The following is a 26,132-nucleotide window of genomic DNA, read 5'->3' on the forward strand; positions in this document are numbered from 1 at the left end:
TGCTTATAGTAACATTTTGACTCATATAATGTCAACTAGGATTATCTGTTTTTGTACAAAATTTACGACGGAAAATTTTACTGTTCCACATAAACTTCATCGTTTTCTACATTCATGTCATCTTGTGTTGTTTTCACAAGATCCACTTTGCGATAACGATTCATACCTGTTCCAGCAGGAACAAGTTTACCGATAATAACATTCTCTTTCAATCCTAGAAGTTCATCACGTTTTCCTTTAATTGCTGCATCTGTCAGAACACGAGTTGTTTCTTGGAACGATGCTGCAGATAAGAATGAATCTGTTTCTAGTGAAGCTTTTGTAATACCAAGAAGAACTGGTCTAGCTGTTGCTGGTTGTTTACCTAATAGTAACACCTTCGCATTCGCATCAGTGAACTGATGGATGTCTAGTAACGTTCCTGGTAATACATCTGTTTCACCAGCATCGCTTACGCGAACTTTACGAAGCATTTGGCGAACCATTACTTCTACGTGCTTATCACCAATTTCTACCCCTTGCATACGGTATACTTTTTGAACTTCACGTAGTAAGTATTCTTGAACTGCTGTAATATCAGTTACTTTTAATAATTCTTTCGGATCAATAGAACCTTCTGTTAACTCTTTTCCGTGACTGATAGGCTGTCCTGGAGTTACTTTCAGACGAGCACCGTAAGGAATAGCATACGTACGAGCTTCAACTTCACCCTGTACAACTACTTCTTGACGATCTTTAACATCGTTGATCGCTGCGATAACACCGTCAATTTCACTAATAACTGCCTGACCTTTCGGATTACGAGCTTCGAAGATCTCTTGGATACGAGGTAAACCTTGTGTGATATCATCTCCGGCAACCCCACCTGTATGGAACGTACGCATCGTTAACTGTGTACCTGGCTCACCGATAGATTGAGCTGCGATAATACCTACCGCCTCTCCTACTTCTACATCTGTACCAGTTGCTAAGTTACGACCGTAACACTTCTTACATACACCATGGCGAGTATTACATGTAAACGCTGAACGAATGTTTACAGTTTCAACACCCGAACTTTCAACGATATGAGCGATATCTTCAGTAATTAATTGGTTTTCACCAACTAATACTTCACCTGTTTCAGGATGTTTTACAGTTTTTCTTGCAAAACGTCCAACAAGACGATCATATAATGACTCAATAACTTCATTACCCTCTTTAATCGCACCAATTAGTAAACCACGATCTGTTCCACAATCATCTTCACGGACAATTACATCTTGTGCAACGTCTACAAGACGACGTGTTAAGTAACCAGAATCGGCAGTTTTAAGTGCTGTATCGGCAAGACCTTTACGCGCACCATGCGTAGAGATGAAGTACTCAAGTACTGTTAAACCTTCACGGAAACTTGATTTGATTGGAAGTTCAATGATACGACCAGATGGGTTTGCCATCAAACCACGCATACCAGCAAGCTGAGTAAAGTTCGATGCGTTACCACGGGCACCAGAATCACTCATCATGAAGATTGGATTGCGCTTATTCAAGGATTTCATCAGTTTTCCTTGGATAACATCTTTCGCATTACTCCAAATAGAGATAACACGATCGTAACGTTCTTCTTCCGTGATTAAACCGCGACGGAATTGTTTAATTACATTATCTACTTTTGCTTGTGCTTCGTGGAGAATTTCATCTTTTTCACCTAATACAAGAATATCTGCTACCCCAACTGTAATACCAGCTTTTGTAGAATATTTAAATCCTAAGTTTTTCATGCGATCAAGCATACGAGATGTTTCCGTAATTTGGAAACGTTTAAATACTTCCGCAATGATATTTCCAAGGATTTTCTTGCTAAATGGCGCCACTTCTTCACGACTAGCAATAATCTCTTTAATGTTCGCACCTTTTTCAACGAAATACTTCGCTGGTGTTTCTTTTTCAAGGTTTGAATTTGTCGGTTCGTTAATATAAGGGAACGACTTCGGTAAGATTTCGTTAAACATTAATTTACCAACTGTTGTTAGTAGAAGTTTGCTCTTTTGCTCTTCAGTAAATGTTTCGTTGTTTACTGAACTTGCAGCAACTGCAACACGTGTGTGCAGATGTACATATCCATTTTGATATGCAAGCAATGCTTCGTTTGCATCTTTGAACACCATACCTTCACCAATTGCACCTTCGCGCTCAAGTGTTAAGTAGTAGTTACCTAATACCATATCCTGAGATGGAGTAACAACTGGTTTTCCGTCTTTTGGATTCAAGATGTTTTGTGCTGCTAACATAAGAAGACGAGCTTCCGCTTGAGCTTCTGATGATAACGGAACGTGAACCGCCATTTGGTCACCGTCAAAGTCAGCGTTGTATGCAGTACATACAAGTGGATGAAGACGGATTGCGCGACCTTCTACTAATGTAGGTTCAAACGCCTGGATACCAAGACGGTGAAGCGTTGGCGCACGATTTAGAAGTACTGGATGCTCTTTAATCACAGATTCTAAAACATCCCAAACTTCAGGTTGTACACGCTCGATTTTACGTTTCGCACTCTTAATGTTGTGCGCTAATCCTTTTCCAACTAACTCTTTCATAACGAAAGGTTTGAACAATTCAAGCGCCATCTCTTTCGGTAATCCACATTGATACATCTTTAAGTTCGGTCCTACAACGATTACAGAACGACCAGAGTAGTCAACACGTTTACCTAATAAGTTTTGACGGAAACGTCCTTGTTTACCTTTAAGCATGTGAGATAGTGATTTCAATGGACGGTTACCTGGTCCAGTAACTGGACGGCCACGACGACCATTATCGATTAGTGCGTCTACAGCTTCTTGTAACATACGTTTTTCGTTTTGAACGATGATGCTTGGTGCACCTAAGTCCAATAGACGTTTTAAACGATTATTACGGTTAATTACACGACGGTATAAGTCGTTTAAGTCAGAAGTAGCAAAACGTCCACCATCTAACTGTACCATTGGGCGTAGTTCTGGCGGGATAACTGGAAGAACATCTAAGATCATCCAAGATGGGTGATTTCCAGAGTTACGGAATGCTTCTAATACTTCTAGACGTTTAATAGCACGAGTACGGCGTTGTCCTTGTGCTGTTTTTAATTCTTCTTTTAAGAAGTCTACTTCTTTATCTAAATCGATGTCTTGTAATAGCTTCTTAATTGCTTCTGCACCCATAGCAGCTTGGAATGTGCTGCCATATCGATCACGATATGCACGGTATTCTTTTTCAGAAAGTAATTGCTTCTTATCAAGTGGTGTATCTCCACTTTCTGTTACAACATAAGAAGCGAAATAAATTACTTCTTCAAGCGCGCGAGGGGACATGTCTAAGACAAGTCCCATGCGGCTCGGGATACCTTTGAAATACCAAATATGAGATACAGGAGCAGCTAATTCGATATGGCCCATACGTTCACGACGAACTTTTGCACGCGTTACTTCAACGCCACATCGATCACAAACTACACCTTTATAACGTACACGTTTATATTTTCCGCAATGACATTCCCAGTCCTTTTGTGGTCCGAAAATACGCTCACAGAACAAGCCATCTTTTTCAGGCTTTAACGTACGATAGTTAATCGTTTCTGGTTTCTTAACTTCACCGTATGACCAAGAACGAATCTTGTCAGGTGAAGCAAGTCCAATCTTCATATATTCAAAGTTATTTACATCTATCAAGGGGCCTACCTCCCTTTTAGTCTACAGGTTATCCCGATTATTCCTTAGTTGTCTCAACTTCGATATTCAATTTGTCTGCTGATTGATGATCATCATCTTCCGTATCACGCATCTCAATTTCTGTATCGTCGCTAGACATCATTTTAACGTCCATACCTAAACTTTGCAGTTCTTTAATCAATACTTTGAATGATTCTGGAACGCCTGGTTCTGGAACATTTTCACCTTTAACAATTGCTTCGTACGTCTTAACACGTCCAACAACATCATCAGACTTCACTGTTAAGATTTCTTGAAGAGTATAAGCAGCACCGTAAGCTTCAAGTGCCCAAACCTCCATCTCACCGAAACGCTGTCCACCGAACTGAGCTTTACCTCCAAGAGGTTGCTGCGTTACAAGTGAGTATGGTCCAGTAGAACGAGCATGAAGTTTATCGTCAACCATGTGCGCAAGTTTGATCATGTACATGACACCAACAGATACGCGATTGTCGAATGGTTCACCAGTACGTCCATCATAAAGGATTGTTTTCGCATCATTTGCCATACCAGCTTCTTCGATTGTACCCCATACGTCTTCCTCACGAGCACCATCGAATACTGGCGTTGCAATATGGATGCCAAGGTATCTTGCTGCCATACCAAGATGAAGCTCTAATACCTGACCGATATTCATACGAGATGGTACCCCTAATGGGTTCAACATGATATCGATTGGCGTGCCATCTGGTAAGTAAGGCATATCTTCTTCCGGTAAAATACGAGAGATAACACCTTTGTTACCATGACGACCGGCCATCTTGTCACCTTCAGAAATTTTACGTTTTTGAACGATATATGCACGTACAAGTTGGTTCACACCTGGTGGCAATTCATCGCCATCTTCACGGTTGAATACTTTTACGTCTAAGATAATACCGCCACCACCATGTGGTACACGTAGTGATGTATCACGTACTTCACGCGCTTTTTCACCGAAGATTGCATGTAATAGACGTTCTTCTGCTGTTAATTCTGTTACACCTTTTGGCGTTACTTTACCAACAAGTAGATCTCCGTCTTTTACTTCAGCACCGACGCGAATAATACCGCGCTCGTCAAGATTACGAAGTGCATCTTCCCCAACATTCGGGATATCACGTGTAATTTCTTCTGGTCCAAGCTTCGTATCACGGGCTTCTGATTCATATTCTTCAATATGGATAGAAGTGTACACATCATCTTTTACAAGGCGCTCACTCATGATGATTGCATCCTCGTAGTTATAACCATCCCATGTCATAAAGCCAACAAGCACGTTACGTCCAAGTGCTAGTTCACCTAGTTCCATAGAAGGACCATCCGCAAGGATTTCACCTTTTACAACTTGATCTCCAACACTTACAATTGGACGTTGATTGTAACAAGTTCCTTGGTTAGAACGAATGAATTTCAACATTTTGTAGCGATCTAAATCGCCTTTTACTTTTTGACCGTCAACTTCTACATAGCGACGTACCCAAACTTCACGTGCTTCTACGCGCTCAACAGTACCAGGATGTTTACAGATTACTGCAGCCCCTGAGTCTTTTGCTGATACGTACTCCATACCTGTACCTACAATCGGAGATTCCGGATTCATTAACGGAACCGCCTGACGTTGCATGTTCGCACCCATAAGTGCACGGTTGGAGTCATCGTTTTCTAAGAACGGAATACAAGCTGTCGCTGCGGACACTACTTGTTTTGGAGATACATCCATGTAATCGATACGTTCTTTATTTGTGACAATGTTTTCACCACGGAAACGAGCTACGATATCTTCATCAAGGAATTCTCCTTCTTCAGATAATTTCATGTTCGCTTGGGCTACAACATAGTTATCTTCTTCATCTGCTGTTAAGTAATCAACATGGCCCGTTACACGTCCAGTTTCTGGATCAACACGACGGTATGGTGTTTCAATGAAACCAAACTCATTTACTTTCGCGAATGAAGATAATGAGTTGATCAAACCGATGTTTGGTCCCTCTGGCGTTTCGATTGGACACATACGACCATAGTGAGAGTAGTGAACGTCACGTACTTCAAAGCCTGCACGCTCACGCGTTAAACCACCAGGTCCTAATGCAGATAGTCTTCGTTTGTGTGTTAACTCTGCTAATGGGTTTGTTTGGTCCATGAACTGAGATAACTGAGAACTTCCGAAGAACTCTTTAATAGATGCAATAACCGGACGAATGTTAATTAACGCTTGCGGTGTAATTGCATTTGTATCTTGGATCGACATTCTCTCACGAACAACACGTTCCATACGAGAAAGACCGATACGGAATTGGTTTTGTAATAACTCCCCTACAGAACGAAGACGACGGTTTCCTAAATGGTCAATATCATCTGTATCCCCTACTTTGTATAGTAAGTTAAAGAAGTAGCTAATAGAAGCAAGGATATCACCTGGTGTGATGTGTTTTACGTCACGAGTGATATTTGCATTCCCAATTACATTGATAGAACGTTCACCGTCTGACTCTGGAGCATAAATCTTAATCGATTGCAGCTCAACATCGCCTTCTACCACTCCACCCATTGGTTTCGCTGTCTTGAATCCAATGTTTTTCTCTAAGTAAGGTAAAATGCGATCTAGTGTACGACGGTCTAAGACTGTTCCTTCTGCCGCTAAAATTTCTCCAGTTTCTGGATCTACTAATGTTTCAGCTAAGCGTTGGTTAAACAATCTGTTTTTAATGTGTAGCTTTTTGTTGATCTTGTAACGACCTACATTTGCTAAATCGTAGCGCTTCGGATCAAAGAAGCGAGAAACAAGCAAGCTTTTCGCATTTTCTACTGTTGGTGGTTCACCTGGGCGTAGACGCTCATAAATTTCAAGCAATGCTTTTTCTGTGCTATCTGTGTTGTCTTTTTCTAGCGTATTGCTTAAGTATTCGTTATCACCTAAAAGCTCGGTGATTTCTTGATCAGAGCCAAACCCTAATGCGCGTAACAAAACAGTTACAGGAAGTTTACGCGTACGGTCGATACGCACATATACAACATCCTTAGCATCTGTTTCATACTCTAACCAAGCTCCGCGGTTTGGAATTACAGTAGCAGTAAAACCACGTTTTCCGTTTTTATCCACTTTGCCACTATAGTATACGCTTGGAGAGCGAACTAACTGGGAAACGATAACACGTTCTGCACCGTTAATTACGAATGTTCCTGTCTCTGTCATGAGTGGGAAATCTCCCATGAACACATCCTGTTCTTTTACTTCACCAGTTTCCTTATTGATTAGACGAACTTTCACACGAAGTGGTGCTGCATACGTCACATCACGCTCTTTACATTCTTCTACAGAGTATTTAGGTTCACCTAAGCTGTAGTCGATAAATTCAAGCGATAGATTTCCCGTAAAGTCTTCAATCGGAGAAATGTCTTGGAACATTTCTCGCAAACCCTCATCAAGAAACCACTGATAAGAAGAGGTTTGAATTTCGATAAGATTTGGTAACTCTAATACTTCACTAATACGGGCATAACTTCTTCGTTGGCGGTGGCGTCCGTATTGAACTAGTTGACCTGTCAACTGCTTCACCCCTCAAATCATGAGTATTATAAATGCACAAAAAAATTTGTGCAAAATCACAAATAAATACAGCTAACGCCAGTAGCGCAGCTTTTTCTCTCAAAGATAGATACGCTGAGTCTTTCTACCTGCTCAAAAAAGAAAAATGGCTTCTATAAGAAAACCATCATTCTGTTTCATCATCTGCTGATTTTACTATCTTTTCCAAGAGAAGCAAAAATATACATCGTTCTCAACGCAGAAAATCATATATTGGCATTGTATAATGTTAACATAGCCAAAAATAACCGTCAACGTTTTTTTGATTTTATGATATAATATCCTTTTTTCTTTTCTACAACTTCAACTTCAGAAAATGTTTCCTCTAGTTTTTTAAGCGCAGATGGTGCACCTTGTTTCTTTTGAATAACAATCCAAAGCTCTCCACCCGACACTAGATGAAGGGCAGCTTTTTCTAAAATCTCATGCACGATATGCTTACCAGCACGAATTGGAGGATTAGATAGAATAGCAGCATACTTGCCATCTACATTTTCATAGACACTACTTTGAAAAATACGAACGTTTTCAATTTTGTTATTAGCAGCATTTTCTTTTGCAAGTCCAAGTGCCCTTTCGTTCACATCCACCATGTGAACACTACGCTCTTGAAACTCTTTTGCTAACGACAAACCGATTGGACCGTATCCACATCCCACGTCTAATACGTCACCTTTAATATCCGGCATTTGAAACGCTTCAATTAAAAGGCGAGAACCAAAGTCCACCTCGTTTTTCGAAAACACCCCATGATCAGATAAAAAAGCAAAGTGGGATCCTCGCAATGCATATTCCCATCGTTTACGATCACTTTTGCTCGAAGGATCATTAGAAAAATAATGGTCTGCCATATGGCCACCTCTTTTCTTTACAGTTAAAAAAAAAGCCCGCATAAGAGCGAGCTTTTTTATAGCTTCAAAAGTTAATTACTTAACTTCTACAGAAGCGCCAACTTCTTCAAGTTTAGCTTTGATTTCTTCAGCTTCTTCTTTAGAAGCGCCTTCTTTAACTGCTTTTGGAGTGTTGTCAACTACTTCTTTAGCTTCTTTTAAGCCAAGACCAGTGATTTCACGAACAACTTTGATAACTTTGATTTTTTGTGCGCCCGCGCTAGCAAGTACAACATCAAATTCAGTTTGCTCAGCAGCAGCTTCACCAGCGCCACCAGCTACAGCTACAGGAGCAGCAGCAGTTACGCCGAATTCTTCCTCGATAGCTTTTACTAAGTCGTTAAGTTCTAATACAGTCATAGATTTAACTGCTTCAATGATTTGTTCTTTAGTCATTGTAAATATCCTCCCTTAATTAGGTTCTTATTGTTTTATCGATAACACGTAATTATCTTTTGAAAATTAAGCGCCTTGCTCTTCTTTTTGATCTGCAACTGCTTTAGTAGCGATTGCAAGACCACGCATTGGAGCTTGAAGAACGCTAAGAAGCATAGAAAGTAAGCCTTCACGTGATGGAAGAGTAGCGATAGCTTTAACCTCATCAAGTGATACAAGTTTACCTTCGATTACGCCCGCTTTAATTTCTAAAGCTTCATGATCTTTAGCGAAGTCGTTTAAAACTTTCGCAGGAGCAATTACATCCTCGTTACTGAACGCGATTGCGTTTGGTCCTGTTAAGAATTCGTTTAACTCAGCCATTTCAACAGATTCTGCAGCACGGCGAGTTAAAGAGTTTTTGTAAACTTTGAACTCAACGCCAGCCTCACGTAAGTTTTTACGTAATTCAGTTGCTTCAGATACTGTTAAACCACGGTAGTCAACAACGATTGTAGATTTACTTTCGCGAAGTTTATCAGCGATTTCAGTTACAACTTGTTGTTTAGTTTCGATTGCTTTGCTCATGTTATTACACCTCCTGTAGATTATATAGAAGATGTACCGAAAGTGCACTAAAAAACCTCCATGCCCAGTTGTAGACATGGAGGCATATAGTCACAGAAAAAAATTCCGCTTCGTATATTAACACCTAGGTAGGAAATTAAGCCAAGTTGGCACCTACTGTCTACGGTACACTATTTAAATTCACAACATAAATGATTATATTAAAACTTCTTTATGAAGTCAACTTCCAATTTTTACGCGATTGTAGAAACGTCTACACGTACGCCAGGTCCCATTGTAGAAGCAACAGTTGCATTCTTCATGTAAGTACCTTTTGCAGCAGCTGGTTTAGCTTTTAATAGCGTATCAGCAATTGTTTTGAAGTTTTCTACTAGTTTAGCATCTTCGAAAGATACTTTACCGATTGGAACATGGATGTTACCAGCTTTATCAACGCGGTATTCAACTTTACCAGCTTTGATTTCGTTAACAGCTTTTGTTACATCGAAAGTAACTGTTCCAGTTTTAGGGTTTGGCATTAAACCTTTAGGTCCTAATACGCGACCAAGTTTACCAACTTCACCCATCATGTCAGGAGTTGCTACTACTACATCGAAACCGAACCAACCTTGTTGGATTTTGCCGATGTAATCAGTATCGCCTACGAAGTCAGCGCCAGCAGCTTCAGCTTCTTTTGCTTTTTCGCCTTTAGCGAATACTAATACACGTTGTACTTTACCAGTACCGTGTGGAAGAACAACTGCACCACGAATTTGTTGGTCAGCTTTCTTAGGATCAACACCTAAACGGAATGCAGCTTCTACAGTTGCATCAAATTTAGCTGTGTTTGTTTTCTTTACTAATTCTACTGCTTCTGTTGCAGAGTAAGCAGTTGCACGATCAACAAGCTTCGCAGCTTCTACGTACTTTTTACCTCTTTTAGCCATGTTTATTTCCTCCTTGAATGTGGTTTTAGCGGAATAACCTCCCACGTTTACGCCTTCATTCCGGGAACCCCCGAGGATGTGCGCCCATCCATTTATTTAAAAACGATACTCATTTACGATAATAAAGGTTGCGAATTGGAATTCCAGACCCGCAACCTTTTTTACAAAAAAAACAAATCGAATTAGTCTTCGATAACGATACCCATACTGCGCGCAGTACCTTCAACCATACGCATTGCAGCTTCTACACTAGCAGCGTTTAGGTCAGGCATTTTTGTTTCAGCGATTTCGCGTACTTTATCACGCTTAACAGTTGCCACTTTATTACGGTTTGGTTCACCAGAACCAGACTCGATACCAGCTACTTTCTTAAGAAGAACAGCAGCAGGAGGAGTTTTAGTAATGAAAGTGAATGAACGGTCTTCGAATACCGTAATTTCAACAGGAATGATAAGACCAGCTTGATCTGCTGTACGAGCGTTGAACTCTTTACAGAAGCCCATGATGTTAACACCCGCTTGTCCTAATGCTGGACCAACTGGTGGAGCTGGGTTAGCTTTACCTGCAGGAATTTGAAGTTTTACCATTTTAATTACCTTTTTAGCCACGAGACACACCTCCTTAAGTCCGTGATGTGGTCAATTGGGCAGTGATTTGCCCTCCCACTTTTATTTTATCTGTACGATAAAATCTTTTCAAAAAACGTCTCCGTTACCGAAGACGTACTGACTTAAAAGATATTATCACTTTTTACAATTCATTTCAAGTTTCATTTTATAATTTTTCAATTTGATGGAAATCCAGCTCGACCGGTGTTTCACGACCAAACATGTCTACAAGCACTCTTACTTTTTGTTTTTCCATATCAATCTCTTCGATTGCGCCTGTATAGTTCGCGAATGGCCCTTCATTTACACGCACTGTTTCATGAAGTTCAAAGTCAAAATCAACCACTTCATTGTCCATTCCCATATGCTTCATAATGGTAACAACTTCCTCTTCTAATAAAGGAGATGGTTTTGAACCTGACCCAGAAGATCCAACAAAACCTGTTACGCCTGGTGTATTACGAACAACATACCAAGAATCATCAGTCATAATTAGTTCAACTAATACATAACCTGGGAATACTTTTCTTTTTGTTAATTTTTCTTTTCCGTTTTTCATTTCTACTTCTACTTCTTCCGGAACAACAACACGGAAAATTTTATCTTGCATTCCCATTGATTCTACACGTTTCTCTAGGTTTGCTTTTACTTTATTTTCATATCCAGAATAAGTATGGACAACATACCAACTTTTTTCCATTCATTTAGGACGAGCGTCCTTCCCTCCCTGACGTACATTTTTTTGTGCAAATGAAAAAACCCGTTCATCGGGCTTTTACACAGTTCGTATAAATAACATTATATCATGGATAAGTGCTTCTTATTCAAGAACTAACCAAGAATTAACCGAATTAAAGAAGAAATACCCATGTCAACTACTGCAAAGAAAACTGCAAAAAACACAACTGTCGCAATAACAGTAGCTGTTGAACGGAGTAATTCATCTTTCTTAGGCCAACTTACTTTTTTCATTTCGCGACCTACATCGCCGAAAAAGTTCGTCAAACGCATTTACGGGACCTCCAGTGTATTGTTTCGATTATTTATTTTGTTTCCTTATGAACTGTATGCATATTGCATGTTTTACAAAACTTCTTTATCTCAAGTCGCTCTACTGAGCTCGTATCTTTCATTGTGGAGTAGTTTCGATTCTTACACTCTTCACATGAGAGTACAACTTTTTTCCTCATTTGTTACACCAACCTTGTAACGTTATGTCCCTAAAAATGTATCATACAATAAAAGACAATGTCAATGACATGCCGCTTACTACCTTACAAAAAGAAAACAGGAGAATCACTTTACCTCCTGCGACATATACTATGAGTTTAAAGTTGTATTTTCTCTCATTTCCATATATCGTTCAAGTTTTCTTTTCACACGCTGCAGGGCATTATCAATAGACTTTACATGTCTATTTAGCTGTTCTGAGATTTCTTGATAAGAGCGACCATCTAAATATAAAGAAAGGACTTTCCTTTCTAAATCGCTTAATAATTCAGATATCTTTAGTTCTATGTCGGTATATTCTTCCTGGCTAATAATCATCTCTTCAGGATCAGTTACCTTTGCTTCTGAAATAACATCTAATAGCGTACGATCAGATTCCTCATCGTAAATCGGTTTGTCTAAAGAAACATACGAATTTAAAGGAATATGTTTTTGTCTCGTTGCTGTCTTAATAGCAGTAATAATTTGACGAGTAATACATAATTCAGCAAATGCTTTAAAAGAAGAGAGCTTGTCCCCTTTATAATCACGAATAGCTTTAAACAATCCAATCATACCTTCTTGAACAATATCTTCCCGATCGGCACCTACTAAAAAATACGATCTTGATTTTGCGCGAACAAAGTTCTTGTACTTGTGAATTAAATATTCAAGAGCATCAATATTACCTTTTCGAACTAACTCAACTATTGCCTCATCCTCTAAATCACGAAACGTAACGTTGTTGGTACTTACGAAGCCTGTTTCCACTCTGATCCCTCCGACCGCTATTTATTTAGAAATATTATACAGTAAGCGCTTGAAGAGCGTCAATGGTTCAACGCTCTCCTCGCCTTAATTTTTCTAACTTTTCTGTAATATCCTTGCTAAATATCGTTCGCATAGCTGGTTGTTTATCTTTTACCTCTCGCGTTTGATGGCGCACTTGTTGTTCCATCGCCTGTACTTCTATCTCTAGTTCACGGGCTGATTTCCTAAGTGCTCCTTGCGCAAAAATAACCCACTGTTCTGTATAATCGGAAGTCGCAACATAAATTTGTGTATTAATGTTACGAAGCTCAATCGCGAGCTGTTCAATTTTTTCATCAGCAGTTTGATTTCTCCTTGTGAAAATAACTTCAACACGCGATTGCTGCATCTTCTTCTCAATACCTTGAACTGTATAAGCATCAAATACAATCATGACTCTTGTTCCTGTGTAGCCCTGATAATCCGCCATCTTATCAATTAGCGCGTCCCTTGATGACTGTAAGTCTACATCCCTCAATTTTTTCAAGTCTCTCCAAGCCCCAATAATGTTATAACCGTCAACGATTAAAATATCGTCCATTTTTACTCACCAATCTGGTGACGTTTGCGATATACCTCGTACATTAGCAGACTAGCAGCTACTGAAGCATTTAAGGATGTAACTTTACCAACCATCGGTAAATGAATAAGGAAATCACACTTTTCACCAATAATACGGCTCATACCTTTCCCTTCACTACCAATTACTAACCCAATCGGCATATTGCCATCTAAGTTGCGATAATCTGTTTTCCCTTTTGCATCTGTGCCCGCAATCCAAAGACCACGTTCTTTTAACTCATCAATTGTTCGTGATAAATTTGTCACACGAGCAACGGGAATGTATTCAATTGCCCCTGTTGAAGCCTTTGCAACCGATGCCGTTAACCCAACTGCTCGGCGCTTTGGAATAATAATCCCATGCGCTCCGGTTGCATCCGCTGTACGCATAATAGATCCTAGGTTATGTGGGTCTTCAATTTCATCAAGAATTAAGAAGAACGGATCTTCGTTACGCTTAGCAGCTACCTCAAATAAATCTTCTAATTCCGCATACTGATATGCCGCAACTTGCGCAATCACCCCTTGATGATTTCCTTCAACAAGCTGATCTAATTTTTTCTTTGGTGCATGCTGTAAAATAATTTTATTCTCTTTCGCTAACGCTAATACAATTTGCACTTGTCCCTTGGCAGCACCTTCTGCAATCCAAATCTTATTAATATCTCGCCCTGATCGTAACGCTTCAATTACAGGGTTACGGCCGATAATGTATTCACTACTCATGTTGATGCGCCTCCTTCTTTTACTTCTAATACATCAATTGCTTTATATACAAGCTCTTCTAATCGTTCACGATTGTTCAATAAATAATGATAGCCGAGCAATGCCTCGAAGGCCGTACTATAGCGATACGTTTGTACATCCGTATTTTTTGGAACAGTACCAGAATTCGCATTACGCCCTCTTCTTAGTACCGCTTCTTCTTCCTCTGTTAGAAATGCTGTCTCTAAAAAATGATAAACAACTTTCGCCTGCGCCTTTGCTGAAACAAAGCTTGTCCCTAAACGATGTAGTTGATTGGGACGAACTGTTCCTTTTTGAAGGAGGTGATAGCGGATATATTGTTCATATACCGCATCACCCATATAGGCTAACGCTAAGCTGTTCAATTGCTTTGCATCAATCATGTTTATCCTCTTTTCCATCTTGTACCTTGTGCTGTATCTTCTAAAATAATATTGCGCTCTTTTAAATCATCGCGAATTTGATCTGATAATGCGAAATCACGATTTTTACGAGCTTCAATACGTTTTTGAATTAACACTTCAATCTCTTCATCAAGTAATTCTTCTTTTGTTAATTCTAATCCTAAGATGCCAAATAATGTTTCAAACTGTTTTACATACGCCTCAAGCACAGCTTTTGATGTATGTTCTTCTAGTAAATATTGATTTACATGGTTTGCTAAGTTATATAATTCTGTTACTGCGTTTGCTGTATTAAAATCATCATCCATCGCTGCTTCAAATGCAACTTGGAATTTTTCCATTTCAGCTAACCACTTCTCGTTATGATCCGTTAAATCCGTACTACTTTCCATGCGATGTTTTAAATTACCGTATGCCGTTTTAATACGCTCTAACCCATTATTCGTATTCTGTAATAATTCTTCACTAAAGTTAATTGGATGACGATAGTGAACCGATAGCATAAAGAAACGAATTAATTGCGGATTATATTGCTTAATAATATCGTGAACTAAAATGAAGTTCCCTAATGATTTAGACATTTTTTCATTGTTAATATTAATATATCCATTATGCATCCAGTAACGTGCAAATGTTTTTCCAGTCAAAGCTTCTGATTGTGCAATCTCATTTTCATGATGCGGGAACGCTAAATCTTGACCACCAGCGTGAATATCGATTGTATCCCCCAAATATTTCCGTGCCATTGCAGAGCATTCAATATGCCATCCCGGACGACCTTTCCCCCAAGGGCTCTCCCAGAAGATCTCTCCTTCTTTCGCAGCTTTCCATAATACAAAGTCAAGTGGATCTTGTTTCTTTTCTCCAACTTCAATACGTGCACCATGACGCAAATCTGCAATTGGTTGATGAGACAATTTGCCGTAGCCTTCAAATTCTTTCGTTTTGTAATAAACATCTCCTTCTGATTCATATGCATATCCTTTTTTCACAAGTTCCTCAATAAACTCAATAATGATATCCATATTTTCTGTTACACGAGGGTGAACTGTAGCGTGCTTGCAACCTAATGCAGTTACATCTTCAAAATACGCTTCAACAAAGCGATCTGCAATTGTTGGAACGTCCTCTCCTAGCTCATTTGCTGCTTTAATTAATTTATCATCTACATCCGTAAAATTAGAAACATATTGTACATCATACCCTTTATATTCTAAGTAGCGACGCACTGTATCAAATACCATAGGTGGTCTTGCATTTCCAATATGAATATAGTTGTATACTGTCGGCCCGCATACATACATCTTCACTTTATTTTCTTCTAAAGGAACAAACTCCTCTTTCTGACGCGTTAACGTATTATAAATGTGAATAGTCATTTTCATCCTTCCTTTCCACTTTTACTTCAAGTTGCTTTTTTAATTTCTCAAGTTCAGCTTCCATCACTTTCAATTTATCGAAAATTGGATCCGGAAGATCCGAATGGTTTAATTCCTGACCTACCTTGACTCCATTCTGAATTACGACACGACCAGGTATACCTACAACTGTCGAATGCGCAGGAACTTCTTTCAACACAACGGACCCTGCACCAATTTTAGAATTCTCTCCAACCGTAATGGATCCGAGTACTTTCGCACCAGTTGCAATAAGTACATTATCTTGAATTGTTGGATGCCTTTTTCCTTTTTCTTTCCCTGTACCGCCTAATGTAACTCCTTGATAAATGGTTACATTGTCTCCAATTTCACATGTCTCCCCAATAACAACTCCCATACCATGGTCAATAAAAAAGCGGCGACCAATTGTGGCTCCTGGATGAATCTCGATACCAGTAAAAAAACGACTAACTTGTGAAATCCAACGCGCAATAAAGAAAAAATTTCGTTTATAAAAGGCGTGTGCAATTCGGTGTGCCCAAACTGCATGTAATCCAGAGTAAGTTAAAATGACTTCGAAATAACTTCGCGCCGCTGGATCTTGTTCAAAAACGACTTCAATATCTTCTCGAAGCCTCTTAAACATCGATGTCCCCTCCCCTTTATGGACTACTATTCCGAGTGAACTGATTCCCCCGCTATTGGTGGACAGTACTACCTCCACCTCATCATTCAGTGAAAGAAAAGAAGTTAGATTGGAGATGAATTACCCGTAAAGGCCCAATTGGTGAAGGCTAATAATTAGTGAGGAATGAAGCCCCCACTGATTAGAGGTTCACTTTATCGCTAACTTCCTTGTTTGTTACCTAGTTTTTATCCATCTGTACAAAAACTTATACCCATACCTATTTACATGGTATAAAAAAAGACGCCTCTGTCATATTGACAGAGGCGCCTTATAAGCGCGGTTCCACTCTGTTTAGGCTTAAATAAAGCCTCAAACTCATCCATGATAACGGTTTATACCGCTTCTGCTTACTTTGCGTCCTTATGACGTCCCGAAACTCTTCGTTGTTCAGCAGAAGACTCGAAGGGGCATTTCAAAAATCCACTTATAAACCACTTCCAGCCAAAAGGTGGTTCTCTCTGTAAAAAGCCTGATTTTCTACTTCTCCTTCTCGTCGCTTTCCCTTATTAGGTTTTTAAGTATTCTTATTATATTTCTAAATTCGTCAAATGTTAACCAATTACTTTACGAATACGATTTAAAACTTTTTCTTTTCCAAGAAGTGCAATTGCGTTTGGAAGTTCTGGGCCATGTGTTTGACCCGTAGTTGCAACACGAATTGGCATAAATAAATTTTTACCTTTATGACCTGTTTCTTTTTGAACAGCTTTAATTGCCTTCTTAATTGCTGCTGGTTCTAGTTCATCTAAAGCTTCTAATCCCGCTGCAAATGCACGAAGTACTTCAGGTACTTGTTCACCTTTTAATACTTCTTGTCCTTCTTCTTCATAGTCTACATGATCTTTGAAGAACATTTCAGAAAGCTCTACAATTTCAGCTCCAAAGCTCATTTGTTCATGGTATAAAGCAATTACATCACGAACCCAAACCTGTTCTTGTTCGCTTAAGTTTTCACTTACACGACCAGCTTTCACTAAATGCGGTAAACTTAATGCAACAACAGCATCTAGGTCTTGCTTTTTCATATATTGATTGTTCATCCATTTTAGTTTTTGAGAATCGAATAATGCAGGTGATTTTGATAAACGTGCCGCATCAAACATTTCAATAAACTCATCTTTAGAGAAGATTTCTTCCTCCCCTACTGGTGACCAACCAAGTAATGCGATAAAGTTAAAAATCGCTTCTGGAAGATATCCAAGCGCTTGATATTGTTCAATAAATTGAATAATAGATTCATCACGTTTACTTAATTTTTTACGGCTCTCATTTACGATTAATGTCATATGACCGAATTGTGGGATATCCCATCCAAATGCTTCATAAATCATCATTTGTTTCGGTGTGTTAGAGATATGGTCATCGCCACGAAGAACATGTGTGATTTCCATTAAATGATCATCTACCGCTACTGCAAAATTATAAGTTGGAATACCATCTTTTTTCACAATAACGAAATCACCAAAGTCATTTGAGTGGAAAGCAACTTCATCTTTTACGATATCCTTAAACGTGTAGTCGCGGTCAGCTAGTACACGGAAACGAATACTTGGAATGCGGCCTTCTGCTTCAAATTGCTTGATTTGTTCTTCTGTTAAATCACGGTGATTACCTGCATAACGAGGTGTTTCACCACGAGCAATTTGTCCTTCACGCTCTGCTTCTAATTCCTCTTCTGTCATGTAACATTTATAAGCTAAACCACGTTCTAGTAAATCTTCATATAACTTTTTATAAATATCTAAACGTTCTGTTTGACGATATGGTCCATATTCACCACCAACATCAACACCTTCATCCCAGTCCATACCGAGCCATTTCAAGTATTTTAATTGGCTTTCTTCCCCACCAGCAACATTGCGTTTTACATCAGTATCTTCAATACGAATAATAAACTTGCCATCTTGATGACGAGCAAATAAATAATTAAATAATGCCGTACGCGCATTTCCGATATGTAAGTGTCCTGTTGGACTCGGCGCATAGCGTACTCTCACTTGCTTTTCCATAATTGGTACACCTTCCATTCTTAATGTCAACACATTCTATAATTGTACACCAAAAAAATCTGATTATCCATCTTACGAATCAAAAACAACTATTTTTTCTGTAATAATACAACTGCTTGAGAAGCAATCCCTTCTTCTCTTCCTGTAAATCCTAATTTTTCAGTTGTTGTTGCCTTCACATTAATATTGCCTATAGAAGTTTCTAATAACTCACTAATACGCTTACGCATATTTTCAATATGTGGTGCCATTTTCGGCTTCTGCGCAATAATTGTACAATCTAAATTACCTAACTCATACCCTTGTTCACGCACAAACTCCCAAACTTTTTGCAATAACACCGCTGAATCTGCATCCTTAAAGGCAGGATCTGTATCTGGAAAATGTTTTCCGATGTCACCTGCAGCAATTGCTCCTAAACATGCATCAGCAATTGTATGTAAAAGTACATCTGCATCTGAGTGACCTAACAAACCTTTTTCATGCGGAATCGTAATTCCACCGATAATTAACGGTCTACCTTCTGCAAATTCGTGTACATCAAAACCTTGTCCAATTCGAAACATTTTACATCCTCCTCAAGCTAAACTACTGAACGTTATGATTCTATATTATATCTATGCACCTATAAAGAAAAGCCCGGCAGTAACCGGGCTTTTCTTTATATTCTTTCTACTACCCCTTCTGAACACGCAAGAAACTTTCAGCAATTAATAAATCTTCTGGCGTTGTCACTTTAATATTGTAATAACTACCCTCTACTACGCCCACTTCCTTACCAATACGTTCTACAAGACTTGCATCATCTGTACCAAGGAAACATCCCTGCTTTGCACTTTGATGCGCTTCTAGTAAAAGTGGAACAGAAAACCCTTGAGGTGTTTGTACGGCTCTCAACTGAGAACGTTCAACTGTTTCAACAACTGTATTTTGTTCTACCCGTTTTACCGTATCCTTTACAGGTACCGCACAAATCGAAGCACCTTTCTGCTTCGCTGCAATCAATACATCACGGGTCATTTTATTCGTTACAAACGGACGTGCTCCATCATGTACGAGAACATACTCAGTTTGCTTCACATATTGAAGTGCATTATATACACTATCTTGTCTTTCAGCCCCACCTTGGATAAACTGCACACTCTTTTGAATCGGATATCTCTGTATTAACCCTTCAAAATAGGAACGTTCTTCTTCATTAATTGCCATAATAATATTTTTACATGCTTCATCTTTTTCAAAAACACGTAATGTATGCACAATAATAGGCACTTCATTAATAAGCAAAAATAATTTATTTTTACCAGCACCCATTCGCTTTCCTTGGCCCGCGGCCGGAATAATTAATGTATACATGCTAATAACCCTCTACTTATAATGCTTTTTCTAGTAATTTTCGCTTTGCAAAAATCATGCGACCAGCAGATGTTTGTAGTACACTCGTAACGAGTACATCAAGTTGTGAACCAACATATTGTCGACCATCTTCTACTACAATCATCGTACCATCATCTAAATAAGCAACACCTTGATTTTGCTCTTTTCCATCTTTGACAACATAAACGCTTAGTTCTTCACCGGGAAGTACAACTGGCTTAATTGCATTTGCTAAATCATTAATGTTTAGAACTGTTACTCCTTGTAGTTCAGAAACTTTATTTAAGTTGAAATCATTTGTGACAACAGTACCACCAGTTACTTTCGCTAATTTCACAAGCTTGCTGTCTACTTCTTGAATATCTTCGAAATCGCCTTCATAAATCTCTACTGGAATTGGCATCTCTTTTTGAATACGGTTTAAAATATCTAATCCTCTACGTCCTCGATTACGCTTTAATGCATCCGAAGAATCCGCAATATGTTGCAACTCCTCTAATACAAACTGAGGAATGACAATCGTTCCTTCTAGGAATTTCGTTTGACAAATATCAGCAATACGTCCATCAATAATTACACTAGTATCAAGAATTTTCCAATGCGAAGAAGATTCCTCTACTCCTGTTTCCGTTTCAGCCTCTTCATTATCACTATTGTTATTTTTCTTCTTGCCACCGCGTTGTGGTAGTGTAAATAATCCTAACAATTCATTTCTCTTTTTAAATCCTACCTGGAATCCTAAGTAACCAAGTAGAAGTGTAAAGAAGATTTGCAATACAGTACTAATGACTGGAATTGTAAATTCACGAATTGGTATCAAAATTAAATACGCAACAATAAGACCTGAGATTAATCCTAGCGTGCCAAATAAAACATCTGTTACAGGCGCCTTTACAAGAGCTTCCTCAATATGTTTAATAAGCTGAACAATATAATCTACAAGCCAAAATGTTGTTAAAAATAAAATAATTGCACCAATAATTGCACGAACATATGAGCCCTCCAGTAACGGGATTGCACCCATGTCCAATACATTAATAAATTTCGGGATTAAATAAATCCCTAACGCTCCTCCGATTACTAAAACAAAGAGCTGTACGATCCGTTTTAACATCCAACCACCTCCTACTCATTATTAACCATTGTTTTGCTAATCAAAACGCCGAATGCAAAAGCGGACGTGTCTTTTTATAAATTGGTTTATTTACCAATATATCATATCATATACCAAAAATGTGATAGTGTCGTTATATTATGAAATCAATGTAATATTCTTAATTGTGTCTACTCATATATAAATGCTCTTGGATTCGTTTTAAACCTTCTCGTATTTTTTTCGCCCGAACTTCTCCAATTCCTTCTACATCATCTAACTCATTAATACTTGCACGACAGACACCTTGCAATGTTTTAAATCGATTGATTAAATTTTCAATAATAAGAGGTGGTACCCGAGAAATTTTACTTGTAATCCTATATCCTCTCGGTGTAACACTTTCCTCTAAACTCATTTGCCCTGGGTAACCAAGCAATTTCACTAAATCACTATCTTCTAAAAGCTGTGCATTTGCAAGTTCCTGTAATTTTTTTAAAATTTGATAGTGATCCTGCGTCTTTTCTTGATAGTAGTCTTTAATTAATAATGCTGCCTCTGCTTCCAAATCAGCCAACAGCTCAGTAAGCTGTAAACGAATAAGTCTACCTTCTGTTCCTAATTCATGAATATAACTTAGGATTTCATTCTTAATACGGAGTACCATCTCGACACTATGTAGGACGTGGACCACTTCAGACATCGTAACAACTTCCTCAAATTCTAGAATACCCAAGTTCGTAATACCATCATTCCATACTGCTTTATATTTTTCTAAAGTTTGAATAGCCTGATTTGCCTTTGTTAAAATAACGCCTATGTCTTTTAGTGTATAACGTAAACTTCCCTGATATAGCGTAATTACGTTACGTCTTTGTGAAATAGCAACAACAAGACTTCCTGTTTGCTTCGCTACACGTTCTGCTGTGCGATGACGCATTCCTGTTTCAATGGAATCAATAGATGCCTCGGGAACTAACTGTGCATTTGCAATTAAAATTTTACTTCCCGTCTCATTTAAAATAAGAGCCCCATCCATTTTTGCTAATTCGTATAAACTAGCGGGAGAGAATGCACAATTAATGTGAAATCCTCCATCAACAATGCTTTTAATTTGATCATTATACCCAAGGACAATTAAGCCACCTGTTTGCGCACGAAGCACATTATCTATGCCTTCTCGCAAAGGTGTCCCTGGTGCAACAAGCTGCAAAATATTAATCATACTTTTGACACGTTGCTTGTTTTCTTCCATAGCCTAGCCTCCTAATGTCAAACGAAGCGCTTCTCCTAAATTAGAAACACCAACTACTTCAATCCCATCAGGAATTGTCCAACCCCCTAAATTTTTTTGCGGGATGATGGCACGCTGAAATCCTAATTTAGCCGCTTCTTGTACCCGTTGTTCAATTCTCGATACCCTTCTTACTTCTCCAGTTAACCCAACTTCTCCTATTACCGCATCGGTTGGGGCAGTTGACTTATCTCGAAAACTCGATGCAATACTTAAAGCCACCGCCAAATCAATTGCTGGTTCATCCAATCTCAATCCTCCAGCAACCTTTAAATACGCATCTTGGTTTTGCAATAATAAACCTGCTCTTTTTTCTAGCACTGCCATAATAAGCGATACACGATTATGATCAATCCCTGTAGCCATTCTTCGTGGATTTCCAAAACTAGTAGGAGAAATTAATGCTTGTATTTCTACTAAAACAGGCCTTGTCCCTTCCATAGAAGCAACAACTGTAGAGCCAGCAACTCCAACAGGCCTTTCTTCTAGAAAAATTTCAGAAGGATTTAATACTTCCGCAAGACCGAGTTCCTTCATTTCAAAAATACCCATCTCATTTGTAGAACCAAAGCGATTTTTAACCGCTCGCAAAATACGATATGTATGATGACGGTCTCCTTCAAAATAAAGAACCGCATCCACCATATGTTCTAACATACGCGGTCCTGCAATTGCCCCTTCTTTCGTTACATGTCCTACGATAAAAATTGGAATTCCTTTCGTTTTTGCAAGTTTCATCAGTTCCGCTGTACATTCACGTACTTGTGAAACACTACCTGGTGCTGAAGTTACTTCTGGCAAATAAATAGTTTGAATGGAATCAATGACAACAAAGGAAGGGTTCATTTCATCAATATGTGCCGCAATTCGCTGTAAATCTGTTTCCGAAACAACAAATAAGTTGCTTCCATTTACATGTAGACGATCTGCACGAAGTTTAATTTGTTTTGCTGATTCTTCACCAGATATATACAATACATCATACGAAGAATCTGCTAATTGCGATGATATTTGTAGTAGTAAGGTTGATTTTCCAATTCCAGGATCTCCTCCAATAAGTACGAGGGAACCGTCAACAATTCCTCCACCGAGTACACGATTAAATTCTTGAAATTTTGTTTCAATCCGTGCCTCTGACTTTGTTTCTACTTCTGTAAGACGCCTTGGCTTTGTTACTTCCGTTTGAATCGCATTTGCATAGTTGATGCGACGCGATGATACAACTTGTTCCATCTCTTCGACAAGCGTATTCCATTGCCCACATCCGGGGCACTTACCCATATATTTTGGTGACTGATAACCACATTCTTGACATATAAATCTCGTTTTCTTTTTAGCCATCTTGTTTTTACTTCACTTCACTTTCATCTATAAACATACATCCTTCTCGTACAAGAAAGAGGGCTATTATTTAGCCCTCCTTGTTTGTCTATACTTATTTTACCTTTTCTACACTGCGAATGACAAATGATTCCCCTTCGGCGTCAAAGACAACTTTTTGACCTTTCTCAATTTCTCCTTTTAGAAGTTCTTCTGATAATCGATCTTCCACATGTTTTTGGATTGCTCGACGAAGTGGACGAGCACCATACTCACGATCGAATCCTTTATCAGCAATCGCTTCAATTGCTGCACTTGTTAACTCTAATTCAATCTCTTGTTCTTTTAACCGATTTACTAATTGATTAACCATAAGCGTTACAATTTCTTGAATATGTTTTTTCTCAAGCATATGGAAAACAATGATTTCATCAATACGGTTTAAGAACTCTGGACGAAATGCTTTTTTCAATTCATCCATTACTTTACCCTTCATATCTGAATAATCACGGCTCTCATCTTGTACGTTAAAACCGAGATGTTTATTACGTTTTAATGCTTCGGCACCAACGTTAGATGTCATAATAACAATTGTATTTCGGAAATCAACTGTACGCCCTTTAGAGTCTGTTAAACGCCCATCTTCTAGCACTTGCAGTAAAATGTTAAATACATCTGGATGTGCCTTCTCTACTTCATCTAGCAGCACGACAGAATATGGTTTGCGACGAACTTTTTCTGTTAATTGGCCGCCTTCTTCATATCCCACATATCCTGGCGGAGACCCCACTAAGCGAGAAGTAGAATGTTTCTCCATATACTCAGACATATCAATACGAATCATTGCATCTTCATCACCAAACATAGATTCTGCTAATGCACGCGCAAGCTCCGTTTTACCTACACCAGTCGGTCCTAAGAAAATAAATGAACCAATTGGGCGTTTCGGATCTTTTAAACCCGCTCTTGCGCGGCGCACTGCTTTCGCTACTGCGACAACAGCTTCATCTTGGCCAATTAAACGGTCATGTAAAATGGATTCTAGATTCAATAATTTATTTGTTTCTGTTTGTGCAAGTTTAGAAACCGGAATACGCGTCCACGTAGAAACAACATTTGCAATGTCTTCTACTGTTACTTCTGAATTTTCTTTTCCTTGCTGCTCTTTCCACTGACGTTTTGTATCCTCTAATTTTTCACGTAAACGTTGTTCCATATCTCGTAAAGAAGCTGCCTTTTCAAATTCTTGGCTCTGTACGGCTGCATCCTTTTCTTTTCGAATTTCTTCAAGTTTCACTTCAAGTTCTTTTAAATTTGGTGGTGTTGTATAAGAACGTAAGCGTACTTTTGAAGCTGCTTCATCGATTAAGTCAATTGCTTTATCAGGTAAGAAACGATCTGTAATATAACGATCCGAAAGTTTTACAGCTGCTTCAATTGCATCATCTGTAATGGAAACGCGGTGATGTGCCTCGTAACGATCGCGTAACCCTCTTAAAATTTGAACCGATTCTTCTAAGCTTGGCTCGTCAACATGAATTGGTTGGAAACGTCTTTCTAGTGCTGCATCTTTTTCAATGTATTTACGATACTCATCTAATGTTGTCGCCCCAATACATTGCAATTCACCACGTGCTAATGATGGTTTCAAAATATTGGATGCGTCAATTGCACCTTCTGCACCACCTGCACCAATTAATGTATGAAGTTCATCAATAAATAGAATGATATTACCAGCTTGGCGAATTTCATCCATCACTTTCTTTAAACGATCCTCAAACTCACCACGGTATTTCGTGCCAGCAACAACTGTACCCATATCTAACGTCATAACACGCTTATCGCGTAATGTTTCTGGAACTTCATTATTTACAATTTGCTGTGCTAGACCTTCAGCAATTGCTGTTTTACCTACCCCAGGTTCTCCAATTAATACCGGGTTATTCTTAGTTCTACGGCTCAATACTTCAATAACACGTTGAATCTCTTTACTACGGCCAATAACAGGATCTAAGCGTCCTTCACGTGCAACAACTGTCAAATCTCGCGCTAAACTATCAAGCGTTGGTGTATTTGCATTTGCTGATGCACCACCTTGATGGCCTGATGTAGCTTCATTGCTTCCAAGGAGCTGCAATACTTGTTGTCTTGCTTTGTTTAAACTTACGCCTAAGTTATTTAAAACACGCGCTGCAACACCTTCACCTTCACGGATCAACCCTAGTAAAATATGTTCCGTTCCAACATAAGAATGACCAAGCTTACGTGCCTCATCCATTGATAACTCAATTACTTTTTTGGCACGCGGTGTATAATGAACAGTTTGAGACATCTCTGTTCCACGACCAATTAATGCCTCTACCTCTTTTTGTACCTTCTCTGGACTTAGCCCAAGAGCAATTAACGCTTTAGCTGCAATTCCTTCCCCTTCACGTACAAGCCCAAGTAAAATATGTTCTGTACCAATATTATTATGCCCAATGCGAATTGCTTCTTCTTGAGATAAAGCTAATACTTTCTGTGCTCTTTCTGTAAATCTTCCAAACATCATAGAAATC

The 26,132-nt window shown here is 38.8% G+C and carries 23 protein-coding genes and 2 other annotated features; all 23 genes read right to left on the reverse strand.

Going from position 1 to position 26,132, the window contains the following annotated elements; all coding sequences use genetic code 11:
- Positions 1-77 precede the first annotated feature (77 nt).
- On the reverse strand, positions 78-3,689 hold the full coding sequence (gene rpoC / locus MHH45_RS15845; protein WP_016116948.1) for a DNA-directed RNA polymerase subunit beta': 3,612 nt from the start codon (positions 3,687-3,689) through the stop codon (positions 78-80).
- 37 nt (positions 3,690-3,726) lie between these two features.
- On the reverse strand, positions 3,727-7,257 hold the full coding sequence (gene rpoB, locus MHH45_RS15850; RefSeq protein ID WP_016116947.1) for a DNA-directed RNA polymerase subunit beta: 3,531 nt from the start codon (positions 7,255-7,257) through the stop codon (positions 3,727-3,729).
- Positions 7,258-7,547: 290 nt separating this feature from the next.
- Positions 7,548-8,147, reverse strand: coding sequence for a class I SAM-dependent methyltransferase (locus MHH45_RS15855; protein ID WP_016116946.1), 600 nt, complete (start codon positions 8,145-8,147; stop codon positions 7,548-7,550).
- 75 nt (positions 8,148-8,222) lie between these two features.
- Positions 8,223-8,582 carry a 50S ribosomal protein L7/L12 gene (rplL, locus tag MHH45_RS15860; protein ID WP_003194333.1) on the reverse strand — a complete coding sequence of 120 codons (360 nt, stop codon included), beginning with the start codon at positions 8,580-8,582 and terminating at the stop codon, positions 8,223-8,225.
- Positions 8,583-8,648: 66 nt separating this feature from the next.
- Positions 8,649-9,149 (reverse strand): 50S ribosomal protein L10, encoded by a 501-nt coding sequence (gene rplJ, locus MHH45_RS15865; protein ID WP_016116945.1) that lies wholly within the window; start codon positions 9,147-9,149, stop codon positions 8,649-8,651.
- Between the two features lie 40 nt (positions 9,150-9,189).
- Positions 9,190-9,333: a sequence feature (ribosomal protein L10 leader region), on the reverse strand.
- A gap of 49 nt (positions 9,334-9,382) precedes the next feature.
- Positions 9,383-10,075 (reverse strand): 50S ribosomal protein L1, encoded by a 693-nt coding sequence (rplA, locus tag MHH45_RS15870; RefSeq protein WP_016116944.1) that lies wholly within the window; start codon positions 10,073-10,075, stop codon positions 9,383-9,385.
- Positions 10,076-10,257: 182 nt separating this feature from the next.
- On the reverse strand, positions 10,258-10,683 hold the full coding sequence (gene rplK, locus MHH45_RS15875) for a 50S ribosomal protein L11 (protein WP_001085872.1): 426 nt from the start codon (positions 10,681-10,683) through the stop codon (positions 10,258-10,260).
- Positions 10,684-10,849: 166 nt separating this feature from the next.
- The gene (gene nusG, locus MHH45_RS15880; protein ID WP_000415795.1) at positions 10,850-11,383 is read right to left on the reverse strand and encodes a transcription termination/antitermination protein NusG; all 534 of its coding nucleotides are present in this window, start codon (positions 11,381-11,383) and stop codon (positions 10,850-10,852) included.
- 131 nt (positions 11,384-11,514) lie between these two features.
- Complete coding sequence (gene secE, locus MHH45_RS15885) at positions 11,515-11,694, reverse strand: preprotein translocase subunit SecE (protein ID WP_003194325.1); 180 nt, start codon at positions 11,692-11,694, stop codon at positions 11,515-11,517.
- A 32-nt stretch (positions 11,695-11,726) separates the two neighbouring features.
- Positions 11,727-11,873, reverse strand: a complete 147-nt coding sequence (gene rpmG, locus MHH45_RS15890) for a 50S ribosomal protein L33 (RefSeq protein ID WP_002055487.1) — start codon at positions 11,871-11,873, stop codon at positions 11,727-11,729.
- A 130-nt stretch (positions 11,874-12,003) separates the two neighbouring features.
- Positions 12,004-12,663: an RNA polymerase sporulation sigma factor SigH gene (locus tag MHH45_RS15895; protein WP_016116943.1), complete on the reverse strand. Its 660-nt coding sequence runs from the start codon at positions 12,661-12,663 to the stop codon at positions 12,004-12,006.
- A 67-nt stretch (positions 12,664-12,730) separates the two neighbouring features.
- Positions 12,731-13,243 carry an NYN domain-containing protein gene (locus MHH45_RS15900; protein ID WP_016116942.1) on the reverse strand — a complete coding sequence of 171 codons (513 nt, stop codon included), beginning with the start codon at positions 13,241-13,243 and terminating at the stop codon, positions 12,731-12,733.
- A gap of 2 nt (positions 13,244-13,245) precedes the next feature.
- Positions 13,246-13,989, reverse strand: coding sequence for a 23S rRNA (guanosine(2251)-2'-O)-methyltransferase RlmB (rlmB, locus tag MHH45_RS15905; protein ID WP_003194319.1), 744 nt, complete (start codon positions 13,987-13,989; stop codon positions 13,246-13,248).
- Positions 13,986-14,393, reverse strand: coding sequence for a Mini-ribonuclease 3 (locus tag MHH45_RS15910; RefSeq protein WP_016116941.1), 408 nt, complete (start codon positions 14,391-14,393; stop codon positions 13,986-13,988). The genes rlmB and MHH45_RS15910 overlap by 4 nt, the downstream gene beginning before the upstream one ends.
- A 2-nt stretch (positions 14,394-14,395) precedes the next feature.
- On the reverse strand, positions 14,396-15,793 hold the full coding sequence (gene cysS / locus MHH45_RS15915; protein WP_016116940.1) for a cysteine--tRNA ligase: 1,398 nt from the start codon (positions 15,791-15,793) through the stop codon (positions 14,396-14,398).
- Positions 15,774-16,439: a serine O-acetyltransferase gene (gene cysE / locus MHH45_RS15920; RefSeq protein WP_003194315.1), complete on the reverse strand. Its 666-nt coding sequence runs from the start codon at positions 16,437-16,439 to the stop codon at positions 15,774-15,776. Before cysE ends, cysS begins: the two co-directional genes overlap by 20 nt.
- A gap of 298 nt (positions 16,440-16,737) precedes the next feature.
- Positions 16,738-16,984 (reverse strand) — a binding site (T-box leader).
- Positions 16,985-17,032: 48 nt separating this feature from the next.
- Complete coding sequence (gene gltX / locus MHH45_RS15925; protein ID WP_016116938.1) at positions 17,033-18,490, reverse strand: glutamate--tRNA ligase; 1,458 nt, start codon at positions 18,488-18,490, stop codon at positions 17,033-17,035.
- 89 nt (positions 18,491-18,579) lie between these two features.
- The gene (ispF, locus tag MHH45_RS15930; RefSeq protein WP_003205484.1) at positions 18,580-19,056 is read right to left on the reverse strand and encodes a 2-C-methyl-D-erythritol 2,4-cyclodiphosphate synthase; all 477 of its coding nucleotides are present in this window, start codon (positions 19,054-19,056) and stop codon (positions 18,580-18,582) included.
- Positions 19,057-19,165: 109 nt separating this feature from the next.
- A complete protein-coding gene (gene ispD, locus MHH45_RS15935; RefSeq protein ID WP_016116937.1) occupies positions 19,166-19,846 on the reverse strand; it encodes a 2-C-methyl-D-erythritol 4-phosphate cytidylyltransferase in 681 nt (226 codons plus the stop codon).
- A gap of 16 nt (positions 19,847-19,862) precedes the next feature.
- A complete protein-coding gene (locus MHH45_RS15940; protein ID WP_016116936.1) occupies positions 19,863-20,981 on the reverse strand; it encodes a PIN/TRAM domain-containing protein in 1,119 nt (372 codons plus the stop codon).
- 160 nt (positions 20,982-21,141) lie between these two features.
- Positions 21,142-22,215 (reverse strand): DNA integrity scanning diadenylate cyclase DisA, encoded by a 1,074-nt coding sequence (disA, locus tag MHH45_RS15945; RefSeq protein ID WP_016116935.1) that lies wholly within the window; start codon positions 22,213-22,215, stop codon positions 21,142-21,144.
- Between the two features lie 3 nt (positions 22,216-22,218).
- Positions 22,219-23,595: a DNA repair protein RadA gene (gene radA / locus MHH45_RS15950; RefSeq protein ID WP_016116934.1), complete on the reverse strand. Its 1,377-nt coding sequence runs from the start codon at positions 23,593-23,595 to the stop codon at positions 22,219-22,221.
- Positions 23,596-23,689: 94 nt separating this feature from the next.
- Positions 23,690-26,125, reverse strand: coding sequence for an ATP-dependent protease ATP-binding subunit ClpC (gene clpC / locus MHH45_RS15955; protein ID WP_016116933.1), 2,436 nt, complete (start codon positions 26,123-26,125; stop codon positions 23,690-23,692).
- Positions 26,126-26,132: the final 7 nt, after the last annotated feature.

This window comes from Bacillus sp. FSL K6-0042 (genome assembly GCF_038006685.1).
Taxonomy (GTDB): Bacteria; Bacillota; Bacilli; order Bacillales; family Bacillaceae_G; genus Bacillus_A; species Bacillus_A pseudomycoides.